13 protein-coding genes are annotated in these 12,251 nt (G+C 49.6%); 1 reads left to right on the plus strand and 12 read right to left on the minus strand.

From position 1 onward, the window contains the following. Positions 1–57: 57 nt before the first annotated feature. Together msrA and msrB are read right to left on the minus strand one after the other, a co-directional pair. Entirely contained in the window at positions 58–597 is a 540-nt protein-coding gene (gene msrA, locus IEV19_RS10465; protein WP_188370594.1) for a peptide-methionine (S)-S-oxide reductase MsrA, read from the minus strand. Then, complete coding sequence (msrB, locus tag IEV19_RS10470) at positions 590–1,051, minus strand: peptide-methionine (R)-S-oxide reductase MsrB (protein WP_188370595.1); 462 nt, start codon at positions 1,049–1,051, stop codon at positions 590–592. Before msrB ends, msrA begins: the two co-directional genes overlap by 8 nt. Before the next feature lie 142 nt (positions 1,052–1,193). Here msrB and IEV19_RS10475 point away from each other — a divergent pair, with 142 nt between their 5' ends. Continuing rightward, complete coding sequence (locus IEV19_RS10475) at positions 1,194–2,000, plus strand: DNA/RNA non-specific endonuclease (protein ID WP_188370596.1); 807 nt, start codon at positions 1,194–1,196, stop codon at positions 1,998–2,000. Here the strand turns inward: IEV19_RS10475 and rodA are convergent. The 10 genes from rodA to secG all read right to left on the minus strand — a co-directional run bounded on the left by rodA (position 1,997) and on the right by secG (position 12,251). Then, positions 1,997–3,280 (minus strand): rod shape-determining protein RodA, encoded by a 1,284-nt coding sequence (rodA, locus tag IEV19_RS10480; RefSeq protein ID WP_188370597.1) that lies wholly within the window; start codon positions 3,278–3,280, stop codon positions 1,997–1,999. The genes IEV19_RS10475 and rodA overlap by 4 nt on opposite strands. Beyond that, positions 3,270–5,138 (minus strand): penicillin-binding protein 2, encoded by a 1,869-nt coding sequence (gene mrdA / locus IEV19_RS10485; protein WP_188370598.1) that lies wholly within the window; start codon positions 5,136–5,138, stop codon positions 3,270–3,272. The genes rodA and mrdA overlap by 11 nt, the downstream gene beginning before the upstream one ends. Further along, entirely contained in the window at positions 5,135–5,644 is a 510-nt protein-coding gene (locus IEV19_RS10490; RefSeq protein WP_188370599.1) for a rod shape-determining protein MreD, read from the minus strand. Before IEV19_RS10490 ends, mrdA begins: the two co-directional genes overlap by 4 nt. Then, positions 5,634–6,452: a rod shape-determining protein MreC gene (mreC, locus tag IEV19_RS10495; RefSeq protein ID WP_188370600.1), complete on the minus strand. Its 819-nt coding sequence runs from the start codon at positions 6,450–6,452 to the stop codon at positions 5,634–5,636. The genes IEV19_RS10490 and mreC overlap by 11 nt, the downstream gene beginning before the upstream one ends. Before the next feature lie 75 nt (positions 6,453–6,527). Then, the gene (locus IEV19_RS10500; protein WP_129605807.1) at positions 6,528–7,556 is read right to left on the minus strand and encodes a rod shape-determining protein; all 1,029 of its coding nucleotides are present in this window, start codon (positions 7,554–7,556) and stop codon (positions 6,528–6,530) included. A gap of 59 nt (positions 7,557–7,615) precedes the next feature. Beyond that, the gene (purH, locus tag IEV19_RS10505; protein ID WP_188370601.1) at positions 7,616–9,148 is read right to left on the minus strand and encodes a bifunctional phosphoribosylaminoimidazolecarboxamide formyltransferase/IMP cyclohydrolase; all 1,533 of its coding nucleotides are present in this window, start codon (positions 9,146–9,148) and stop codon (positions 7,616–7,618) included. Positions 9,149–9,240: 92 nt separating this feature from the next. Then, complete coding sequence (locus IEV19_RS10510; protein WP_188370602.1) at positions 9,241–9,693, minus strand: XrtF-associated fRMsr-like GAF protein; 453 nt, start codon at positions 9,691–9,693, stop codon at positions 9,241–9,243. Between the two features lie 111 nt (positions 9,694–9,804). Then, a complete protein-coding gene (gene groL, locus IEV19_RS10515; protein ID WP_188370603.1) occupies positions 9,805–11,436 on the minus strand; it encodes a chaperonin GroEL in 1,632 nt (543 codons plus the stop codon). 39 nt (positions 11,437–11,475) lie between these two features. Next, on the minus strand, positions 11,476–11,754 hold the full coding sequence (locus IEV19_RS10520) for a co-chaperone GroES (RefSeq protein ID WP_188370604.1): 279 nt from the start codon (positions 11,752–11,754) through the stop codon (positions 11,476–11,478). A gap of 140 nt (positions 11,755–11,894) precedes the next feature. Continuing rightward, a complete protein-coding gene (secG, locus tag IEV19_RS10525) occupies positions 11,895–12,251 on the minus strand; it encodes a preprotein translocase subunit SecG (RefSeq protein WP_188370605.1) in 357 nt (118 codons plus the stop codon).

Genomic DNA, 12,251 nt, shown 5'->3' on the forward strand with positions numbered 1-12,251 from the left:
AAATAAAGGAAAAGGCCCCATTGAGGGCCTTTTTTTATGGTATTGTCCTTCTCAGGCCTACCCAAGCTTGTCGGCATGCAGCTTTCGCAGCTTATTCAGCTTAGGGGTAATCACGTAGCTGCAGTACCCCTGCCTCGGATTATTTCGGTAATAATCCTGGTGGTAATCTTCTGCTTCGTAAAAGGTTTCGAGCGGACTCACCTCGGTGACGATAGGGGCATCGAAGGAATCTGCGAGTTCCTGAATGACTTTTGTTGCCGTCTTGTGCTGCTCCTCATCGTGGTAATAGATAACCGAACGGTACTGGGCGCCTACATCTGCCCCCTGCCGGTTCAGGGTGGTCGGGTCGTGTGTGGTCATAAAGATCACGAGCAGGTCGTGGTAGGAGATCACATCAGGGTCAAAAGTGACCTGTACCACCTCCGCATGTCCGGTAAGGCCTGAACAGACTTCCCTGTATGTCGGCCTCCCGGGAGCATTGCCCCCCGTGTAGCCGGAGACGACCTTGTGAATTCCCCTTACTTCCTGAAAAATGGCCTCTGTACACCAGAAGCACCCGCCACCCACCGTGGCGATCCCAACCTTAGGGCTATTCATGATCGGCTGCGTTTTGTATGAGTTCCATAGATTCGGAATTGATGCAGTACCTCAGCCCACTGGGAGCAGGTCCGTCGGGAAATACATGTCCGAGGTGGGCATCGCAGGTATTGCACATGACCTCTACCCTGACCATCCCGTAGGAGGTGTCCTTTTCATACTGGATAGCATTCTCTTTGATGGGCTGGGTGAAACTGGGCCAGCCTGTTCCGGAATCGAATTTGATGGTAGAATCAAACAGGGGGGTGCCACAGCATACACAGGCGTACTTGCCGGCTTCATATATACTGCACAGGGCTCCCGAGTGGGGTGCCTCTGTTCCCTTTTTACGGGTGATCCTGAACTGTTCCGGGCTCAGGGCCTCCTGCCATTCGGCTTCCGTTTTCTCAACTCTCTTGTCGGGTTTGGGATTACCGTGAACAGAATAATGTATGACGTCTTTCCAGGTGAGCATAGGATTGTTTACGTATTTAGATTTATTAATTCCAAGAGTCTAAATGGTCGAAGGACAAGCGTAATCCTTACACCTCAAAGGTAGGTCCTTATCTGCAGAATTCCTGTATTTTAGCTCCGCTTTAAGAAAGCGAAGAAACCCTATGCGCAGGACGAGAAAGAACAGGATCATTTATACCGTTTTACTGGCAGCAGTGATCATCCTCTTCTGGGTGATCGAACAATACTTCCTGCCCTGGTGGACCCGGGTTGAACCCGATCAAAAGATGGTCCTTCCTGAATTCGTTGAGCCCGGCACCCTCAGAGGGGATGTTATCAAGCACGCCTTCTATTCCCTGGAATACAGTGAGCAGCACGAACAGGCCCGGTGGGTGGCATATACGCTCACGCGATCACACCTGACAAACGATGATCGCCGACGGCCTTTTTTTGAGAAAGATCCCTGGGTTAAAACTGCTTCTGCCGATTGGAGGAACTACAAGAATTCGGGCTATGACAGGGGTCATCTTTGTCCGGCCGGAGACCGCAGATTTTCCGAATCGGCTTACAATGAGACCTTTTACACAAGTAATATCAGTCCGATGGACCCGGATTTCAATGCCGGGGTATGGAACCGTTTGGAGATACAGGTGCGGAACTGGGCCAGGAAGTATGACACCCTGTATGTGATCACCGGAGGTGTGCTCAGGAAAGGATTACCGTCAATAGGGTACGAAGAAGTATCAGTACCAAGGGCATTTTATAAGATAGTGGTAAGGCAAAATAACGGAGACCTGGAGACTGTCGCTTTTTTAATTCCTCATAGGGAAACTTCCCAGCCATTAGAAGCTTTTAGGGTAAGCATAGACCAGCTGGAGGAGGAGACAGGAATTGACTTCTTCAAATCGATGGAGGACAGGCAGGAGGATCGCCTGGAAGAGGCGATAGAAGGCTCATCCTGGCCGTTTTAAAGCCATTCGTTCAGCCTGTTGGCATCCAGTTTCAGAAAGATAAACAGCAGGGCGGTAAACCCGATAAGGGCAGAGCCACCATAACTGAAGAAGGGCAGGGGTATACCGATAGTGGGCAGGATGCCGATCACCATGCCAACATTGATAAAATAGTGGATCAATAGGATGGAAATGACCCCGTATCCGTACATCCTGCTGAAATCGCTCTTCTGGCGTTCTGCCAGGGCAACCAGCCTCAACAGCAGGGCCGTAAACAGGATCACCACAGTGGCCGTTCCCATAAAGCCCCATTCCTCACCCACAGTGCTAAAGATGTAGTCGGTATGTTGCTCAGGGACAAAATCTCCTTTGGTCCGGGTCCCTTCCAGGAAACCCTTGCCGAAACCTCCGCCCGATTCAATGGCTTTTTCAGACTGGTAGGTGTTGTATCCTATGGTCTTTCGGATCTCCTCCAGTTTTTCAGGGTCCTTTTCCAGTCTCAGCCAAAGGCTGAAGCGGTCGCGGTGTCTCTGTTCGAACACGTTCTCGAACACAAAATTCACCGAGAGGGAAAAGATAACAGCGAGAAAAAAGAATGTGAAAAGAGGAAAAAGGGGCACTTTAAAGCTCGCTTTTTTTACCAGGAGAAAGACAGCTATAAGCAGGGCCAGGCTGATACTCACCCATATGGTGCCGAACATAAGGGTAGTGATAAAGACGATCAGAGCTACCAGGGCGATCAGCAGGTAAAAAAGAGGAAAACCTTCCCGGAAAAGGACAAAGACCAAAGCGAGGAATACCAGGGCACTACCGGGGTCCGGCTGAGGTATGATAAGCAATACGGGGATCAGGATAATAAGCAGTGCAAACAGCTGATCCTTTCTTTTTTTGATATCGGTCTGAATATCGCTGAGGTATTTTGCCAGGGCCAGGGCCGTGGTGAATTTTGCGAGCTCTGAAGGCTGGAGGTTAAAAAACCCCAGGCTGTACCAGGAAGTGGCCCCTGCGATGTTCTTGCCAAAGACAAAAAGTCCGAGAAGGAGGACCATGGTGATGATATAGAGCAGGCTGGAGAAACGCTCATAGAAATGAGCTTCCAGGTTGAGAAAGATCAATGCCGCAATGAGGGATGCGCCGATAAAGAAGAGTTGTTTGCCGTAAAGCTGACTGAAGTCGAGCAAGGCATTTCCCTCATCCGTAAGGGTTGTGGAATAAATATTCACCCAGCCTATGCCCACCAGCATCAGATAGAGGAAGATGGTCAGCCAGTCTACCCTTTTAAAGACACTTTTACCAGACATATTCATTGATCTTGAACTCTTCCCCGCTGTACGGTTTGGCGTACTCTGCCTCCAGGGTCTTTTCCAGCATTCGTTTTTCAAGATCTGTTCGGGTGATCTCCCCTTTGAGGTATTTTTCGATCAGGAGGGAGGCGATATGCCCGGCGTAGCGGGCACCGTAATATCCGTGTTCAATATAGACAGCCAATGCGATTTTGGGATTGTCCACCGGTGCAAAGGCGACGAAGAGCGAATGGTCAGTGAGCTGAGTCCTTACGCCGTCTATCTTGGTAAAATTCTCTACTGTTCCTGTTTTCCCGGCAATTTCTATCCCGGGGATCTGAAGCCACTTGGCCGTGCCCTGGGTATATACATCGGCCATCCCCTGAACGATCGGATCAAAGTGCTTCTTGTCAATCGTCGTATAATGAGGAGTAGTAAACTTGGGGTCGCTTACCGGTTCCCCTCCGATCTCTTTGATGATATGAGGGGTGAAATAATAGCCCCTGTTGGCAATAGCCGCAGTCATATTGGCCAGTTGAATAGGAGTGGCGGCTACTTCGCCTTGCCCGATAGCATTGGAAATAATAAAGGACGAAGCCCAACGGTTATCCCCGTATACCCGGTCGTAATACGCCTTATCCGGAATGCGCCCCTTTCTTCCTGTTGGAAGGTCGTATCCCAGGTAGTCACCCAGGCCGAAGCTCTTGACGTGCTTTTCCCATACGTCCATTCCCTCGTCAGTGGTGGGATACTTTTCGTATATCTTTCTGAACGCCTGGGCAAAATAGGCATTGCACGATTTGTAGATCCCGCTGTTCATGTTCCTGAGGCCGCCGCCGCAGTGGCATCCCCTTTTTTTGTTCCCTACATAAAATCCATTGTAGCAGCGTACGGTCGTTTCGGGTTTCATAACCCCTTCCTGCAGGGCGATGAGGGCATTCAGAGTCTTGAAAGGAGAACCCGGAGAAGGTTGTGCCAGAAGCGCCCTGTCCCAGGTGGGTTTGGAAATGGTGTCGTAGTGGAGTTTGCTGTAATTGGCAGATCGTTCCCTACCCACGAGCAGTGCCGGATCATAAGTAGGTCCTGAGATCAGGGCCAGGATCTCCCCGGATGAGGGCTCCAGGGCTACAATGCCACCCCTTTTCCCGACCATCAGCTTTTCCCCGTACTCCTGCAGTTCCTTATCAAGGGTCACGCGGATCTCCTTCCCCTGCTCCGGGAGGGTATCCAAAGTGCCTTCCTTGTAGGGACCGATGGTGCGGTTAAAGCGGTCTTTCTGAATGAACTTAACGCCCTTGACTCCCCTTAATACTTCCTCATACTGTTTTTCAATCCCGGTCCGGCCGGTGAGTTCTCCCTGCTTGTAGTAAGGGTTCCTTCTGATGTCGCTCTCATTTACCTCCGATATATAGCCCAATACATTAGCCCCACTGTTCGTGTCATAGTACCGCAGTGATCTCTTTTGGATGTAAAAGCCTTCGTACTTGCGCATTTTCTCCTGAAGGCGGGCGTAATCTGCTTTGGAGAGCTGGGGGACCAGTACGGAGGGCAGCCTGGGGGAATACACCCTTGCCTTCCTCATTCTTTCTAGGAATTTGGGTTTATCTATTCCCAGGAGTGAACAAAATTCGAGGGTATCCAGGGGTTTCACTTCCCTTGGGATCACCATCACGTCATAGGCCGGCTGATTGGCTACCAGGAGCGTCCCGTTCCTGTCGTAGATAAAACCTCTTTCCGGATAGTCATAAATAGCCTGGACGGCAGAATCCTCCAGGACCTGATTGGCAGTGGTGCGAAAGATCTGTAGATAGGAAAGCCTTCCGATAAAGGTGATCCCTATGATGACAATAATGGAAGAAAGCAGGAATTTTTTCATTCTTTCTCAGCACTAAAGAGCGTTAACATCAGGGTGCCCACAACAAGGGTTCCCACGCTCGTAAATACGATCTTTTTCAAAAGTAATAGCAAATGAGACAAACTAAAAATCTCGAGTAAAAAGAAAATCGCGTGGTGCCCCAATATTAAGAACGTCAAAAATGCAATTTGTTGTACCCGGGTGGTATTGCTGAGCCTGAAACTCTGGAACTCGTAGTTCACGCCAAAGACAAATCGCATGATTGCCGGTCGGAAAAAGGCCATAGTGGTACATGCCACTGTGTGGAAGGCCAGGGTATCGGAAAAGACATCTATCGTCAGCCCGAGGAAAAAGCAGATCAGCATAAAGACGCTCCTTCTCGGCTTGATTGGGTACCAGTAGAGGAAAAGGATATAGACCATGGGGTTTATAAACCCGAGGAAATTCAACCTGTTGAAGATGAGCACCTGTGCAAGTACAAGCAGCAGGAAACGCAGGCCGTTCTGTAAGTACAGGTTATTGGTCATCGTTTATCTTTTCTTCAAGAAGCTGTATTTCCTCCTTGTCTCTGTTTGTGATAATGTAGACATTTTGGAGATTGGTCATATCATTGAACAGGGCCACGTCTATTTTATAAAAACTCTCCGAAGTCTGCAGATCGATCTTCTGTATGGTTCCGATGGGAATGTTCTCCGGAAAGATACTCGACATGGCCCCGGTAACGATGGTATCGCCAATATTTAATGGAACGATCCTCGGGATGTCTTCCAGCTGTACTACGTCGAATCGAAGGGTGTTCCACTTCAGGGAACCAAAATTATTGGTGTTCTTAATCTTGGCGTTGATATTAGACTTGGTGTTTAACAGGCTCTGAACGGCTGAAAAATTGTCTGTGGTGTATTCCACGATCCCCAAAACCCCCATGGAAGTGATCACTCCCATATCCTGTTCCACCCCCTGGGCTGCCCCTTTGTCGAGCGTAATATAGTTGTTGCGGAGGGCGTAGCTGTTCTTGATGATCCGTGCCGGGATCACTCCGTATGGGAAAGAATCAATTACCGTTTCTGTAGCCGGGGCGAAGTCAGCGTTGTACAACATCTTTTTCAAGCGGGTGTTTTCTTCCACCAACTGCTGGTTCTCTTCCCTGAGATTGAAGTAGGAGGTTATATCGGTCTGAGTATTGTAAATGCTCCCGCTGAGCCAGTTGGCTGAATTCAGGAACTTCGATCTGTGAAAGGAATGAGATTGGATGCTCATGGCCATCCCGAGAGAAAGCAACAACAGATAGAGCAGGGTGGTCTTGTTGCGTAGGATGAAGTTGATGATCTGTTGCATGCTCTATTCCTGTTGGATGCTCCCATCCCTGCCGGATATCCCGATTTTAAGTATTAACGGACTGGTTTCCGGGAATTACTTTATGAGGATACTCTTGTAGCGTTCTAAATTCTTCAGGGCTATACCCGTACCGCGAACGACTGCCCTTAACGGATCTTCAGCAATGTAGACAGGCAGGTCTGTTTTCTGGGACAGCCTTCTGTCGAGTCCCCGGAGCATGGATCCCCCTCCTGCCAGGTAGATCCCTGTATTGTAAATATCTGCCGCCAGTTCCGGCGGGGTCTGTGACAGGGTCTCCATCACGGCGTCCTCTACCCTGAGGATGGACTTATCCAGGGCTTTGGCGATCTCCCTGTAGGAGATGGATACCTGCTTGGGTTTCCCTGTGAGCAGGTCCCTTCCCTGTACTGACATCTCATCCGGGGGAGATTGCAGGTCTTCGGTGGCCGATCCTATTTTGATCTTGATATTTTCTGCAGTGGTCTCTCCTACATAGAGGTTGTGCTGCGTCCTCATGTAGTAGATAATGTCGTTGGTAAATACGTCCCCGGCGATCTTGACCGACTTGTCACAGACGATCCCTCCGAGGGCGATCACGGCGATCTCCGTGGTTCCCCCTCCGATATCGACGATCATGTTACCCTTGGGTTGCATGATGTCCAGCCCGATACCAATAGCGGCAGCCATGGGTTCGTGGATGAGGTATACTTCTTTCCCGTTCACCCTTTCTGCTGATTCTTTTACCGCCCTCATTTCCACCTCGGTGATCCCTGAAGGGATACAGATGACCATTCTCAGGGCCGGGGGAAACCATTTTTTCTTCAATGCAGGGATGTTCTTGATGAACATATTGATCATCTTCTCGGAGGCGTCGAAATCTGCGATCACCCCATCCTTCAAAGGACGGATGGTCTTGATGTTCTCGTGGGTCTTACCCTGCATCTGGTTGGCCTCGCGCCCAACAGCGATGATCTTGCCTGTGATCCTGTCCCTGGCCACAATGGAAGGGCTGTCTACCACCACCTTGTCTGCGTGGATGATCAGGGTATTGGCAGTTCCGAGGTCGATCGCTATCTCCTCCGTTAAAAAATCAAAAAATCCCATTGTGAATGTTTAGTTAGGTTCGGATAAACGGGTGTATTTCATCGACAAAAGTAGTAAAATTAATGTTTAAAATGACGTGTCCCCGTCATTACCATGGCAATTTGATTTTCGTCACAATAGTCGATACTCAGCTGGTCTTTTATCGACCCTCCGGGCTGTATCACACTCCTGATCCCGCTCTTGTGAGCGATCTCCACGCAGTCAGGAAACGGAAAAAAAGCATCGCTCGCCATGACGGCCCCGTCCAGGTCGAAATTAAAGGACTTCGCCTTGTGCACAGCCTGGTTCAATGCATCCACTCGGGAGGTCTGGCCCGTACCGCTGGCACACAGCTGCCGATTTTTAGCCAGGACGATGGTGTTGGATTTGGTGTGTTTGCAGAGTTTGGAGGCGAAGATCAGATCTTCCAGTTCGCTTTCGGAAGGCTTTTTTTCTGTTACATAAGTAAGGCCTTCCACAGCATCCGTGATGTGGTCTTTATCCTGTACGAGCACCCCGTTGAGACAAGTTCTGACAAGGGTCTCGGGAAGGGCGACCTCTTTCTGTACGAGGAGGATACGGTTCTTTTTACCTTTTAGGATATCGAGCGCCTGGTCTGAGAATGAGGGGGCGATCACGACCTCACAGAAGAGTTTGTGGATTTCCTCGGCTGTCTTTGCATCGATCTCCGTATTGCTGATGAGGATCCCTCCAAAGGCCGATACGGGATCCCCGGCAAGGGCGTCCACATAAGCCTGGTAAATAGTATCCCTCGTGGCCAGTCCACAGGCATTGTTGTGCTTCAGGATGGCAAAGGTGGGCGGGTCATTCCGGAATTCGGCCATGAGGTTCACCGCGGCATCCACGTCAAGGAGGTTGTTGTAGGAGAGCTCTTTTCCGTGCAGCTTGGTGAACATTGCTTCGAAATCCCCGAAGAAGAATCCTTTCTGGTGAGGGTTTTCCCCATACCTGAGAACCTTCCCCTTGGTCTCACTGATCTTCAGGGAGGCGATTCCGTGGTCTCTGTTGAAATAGTTGAAGATAGCTGTATCGTAGTGAGAGGAAACATTAAAGGCCTTGGCGGCGAAGGTTTTGCGCTGGGCCAGGGTGGTGGTTCCATTGCCTTCGGAGATCAGGTCGAGAAACTCTTTGTAGTCTTCCATGGAAGACACACATAGTACATCCTTGTAATTTTTTGCGGCTGCCCGTATCAGGGAAATACCCCCAATGTCGATCTTCTCAATGATCTCCTGTTCCGTTGCTCCTGAAGCCACCGTTTTTTCAAAAGGATAGAGGTCGACGATCACGATATCCAGCTGGGGGATCTCAAATTCCTCCAGCTGAGCTACATCTCCTTCGTTGTCCTGCCGGTTCAAAATACCCCCGAATACCTTGGGGTGCAGGGTTTTGACGCGCCCCCCTAAAATAGAGGGATAGCTCGTCACTTCTTCCACAGGAGTGACCTCCAGGCCCAGAGAACGAATAAAGGATTCGGTGCCCCCAGTGGAATACATGGTGATGCCCAGCTCGTGGAACTTCTTTACGATGGGTTCAAGGCCGTCCTTGTGAAAGACGGATATCAATGCGGATTTAGCTTTTTTGGCAGTGCCCATATCAAAATATTTTAAAGGTAAAGCAAGAGCTCCAAAGGTACTTTTTTAAGGCCTATGGCAGCCCCTGTCTTATCAACAAAAAAGGGAAAGTTTTAAAGAATTTTGGCGACTTCGGTATTCACGAATTCCAGGAAACGCTCGTCCTCTTCCGTGAAGGGATCGGGAGTTTCTGAATCGATGTCGATCTGCCCAATGTTCTTACCCTCCACAAAGAGGGGGATGACGATCTCTGATTTGACGGTCAGACTGCAGGCTATGTAATTGTCCTGGGCCGTTACATCTGGAACTACAAAATTGGCGTTGCTAACCGCCACCTGGCCGCATATCCCTTTGCCGAAAGGGATGATAGTATGGTCTGTGGGAGCTCCTGCGTAAGGGCCCAGTTTGAGTTCCTCCTTCTCCCCGTTCCGGAAATAAAAGCCAACCCAGTCGTAGTACGAAACCTCTGCCTTCAGATATTCACACAAGGTCTGCAACCTTTCATCTACGGACCGGCCCTCCTGTTTAAGGATGGTTTCAACACCTGATTTTAAGCCTTCTAACATGTGTTTGTTTTTTGCAAAAATAGGAATTACTCCCCTTTGATAATGACTCCAAAAAAAGAAAAAGCCACTGTTTTTGGCAGCGGCTTTTTCTGATGACATATGTTGTTTGAATTACATCATTCCGGGCATTCCTCCTCCGCCCATTGGAGGACCTGCAGGAGTATCTTCCTTGATATCCGTCAGGGCACACTCCGTGGTGAGGATCATTCCGGCTACAGAGGCGGCATTCTCGAGGGCGATACGGGTCACCTTCTTGGGATCGATGATCCCTGCCTTCATCATGTCGACATATTTCTCAGTCTTGGCATCGTATCCGAAATCTCCTTTGCCGTCGAACACTTTGGCTACTACTACAGAACCTTCTCCTCCGGCGTTCTCCACGATGGTACGCAGGGGGGACTCGATAGCCCTGGCTACGATCTGCAATCCTGTAGCTTCATCTGCATTGTCAGTCTGTACCTTGGAGAGGACTGACTGAGCCCTGATGAAGGCCACACCTCCACCGGCTACGATACCTTCTTCCACAGCCGCACGGGTTGCGTGAAGTGCATCGTCTACACGGTCTTTTTTCTCCTTCATTTCCACTTCAGAGGCGGCACCTACGTAAAGTACTGCAACCCCTCCGGCTAGTTTAGCCAGGCGCTCCTGCAATTTTTCCTTGTCGTAATCAGAGGTCGTGGTCTCGATCTGAGCCTTGATCTGGTTTACCCTCGCCTTGATGTCCTTGGCATTACCCGCTCCATTTACGATGGTGGTATTATCCTTGTCAATGGTCACTTTCTCGCAGCTTCCGAGCATGTCGATGTTTGCATTCTCCAGGGAGAACCCTCTTTCTTCTGAGATAACTGTTCCCTTGGTCAGGATTGCGATATCCTCCAGCATAGCCTTCCTGCGATCTCCGAATCCAGGGGCTTTCACAGCGGCGATCTTCAGGGACCCCCTCAACTTGTTGACTACAAGAGTAGCCAGCGCTTCCCCATCTACATCCTCAGCGATGATCAGCAGGGGTTTACCCGATTGAGCAACCGGCTCCAGCACAGGAAGGAGATCCTTCATGGTGGAGATCTTCTTGTCATAGAGGAGGATATAAGGATTGTCGAGGTCAGCGATCATTTTCTCAGAATCGGTGACGAAGTAGGGAGAAAGATATCCCCTGTCGAACTGCATCCCTTCCACCACGTCTACATAGGTATCTGTACCTTTGGCCTCTTCTACGGTGATAACCCCTTCCTTTCCTACCTTGTTGAAGGCCTGGGCGATCAGGTCCCCGATGGTCTCGTCGTTGTTGGCAGAAATAGCAGCAACCTGCTTGATCTTCTCTGAAGAGTCTCCTACTTTTTTGGCTTGTTTTGTCAGGTTAGTGACGATGGCTTCCACAGCCTTGTCGATACCCCTTTTCAGGTCCATAGGATTTGCACCGGCAGCCACGTTTTTCAAACCTTCTTTAACGATCGCCTGGGCGAGGACGGTAGCAGTGGTTGTTCCGTCACCGGCGAGGTCGTTGGTCTTGGAAGCCACTTCTTTCACCATCTGCGCACCCATATTCTCCAGGGCGTCTTCCAGTTCTATCTCTTTAGCTACGGTAACACCGTCTTTGGTCACCTGAGGGGCTCCGAAGGATTTGCTAACGATCACGTTTCTCCCTTTGGGTCCCAGGGTTACCTTAACGGCATTTGCAAGGGCATCCACACCCCGCTTTAAGCCGTCTCTTGCTTCAATGTCAAACTTTATATCTTTTGCCATAATTCAATGTTGTTTTATGTATTATTCCTCTGATTTGGTTTATATGATAGCCAGGATATCGCTCTCACGCATCATGAGATAATCTGCACCTTCAAATTTCAGCTCTGTGCCGGCATATTTTCCATAGAGAACGGTATCGCCAACTTTTACAGTGACCTTTTCATCCTTGGTGCCCGGACCTACAGCCACGACTTTACCTTTTTGTGGTTTTTCTTTTGCAGTATCGGGGATGATCAACCCGGAGGCAGTCTTGGTCTCAGCTGCCATTGGCTCAATGAGCACCCGGTCTGCTAATGGTTTGATGTTAAGTTTAGCCATATGTGTATTTTTTAGTTTTTAAAATTCCGATTTAACATGGCAGAAATTATGCCAAGCGCCAAAAACTGACAGTTTGTGAAATGAAAATGCCAGCTTGTCACTCAAGCTGGCATTTTCATTGCTTTTCTTTCACAGATCGATTACTGAATCGTGTCCAAGGGTGTAGCTGTATCGGTAGGAACTACTTCTTCAGGAACGGTCTCAGGAACCGCATTTTCAATGTCGTCTCCCTGGAGCAATTTAGAATCGGCTTCCCCGAAACTACCTTTGAGGGCCACATTAGACAACAGGATCAGGACGATGAGCAAACTGGCCAGCGTCCAGGTGCTTTTGTCGAGGAAATCCCCCGTTTTCTTAACCCCTCCAACTACCTGGGTTCCACCTCCTCCGAAGGAAGAGGATAGTCCGCCTCCTTTAGGGTTCTGTACCATGACCACGAGGACCAGGAGGAAACACACCACTATGATCAGGACCAGGAATATCGTAAATGTACTCAT

It is taken from the genome of Muriicola marianensis (genome assembly GCF_014638095.1).
GTDB classification, from domain to species: domain Bacteria; phylum Bacteroidota; class Bacteroidia; order Flavobacteriales; family Flavobacteriaceae; genus Muriicola; species Muriicola marianensis.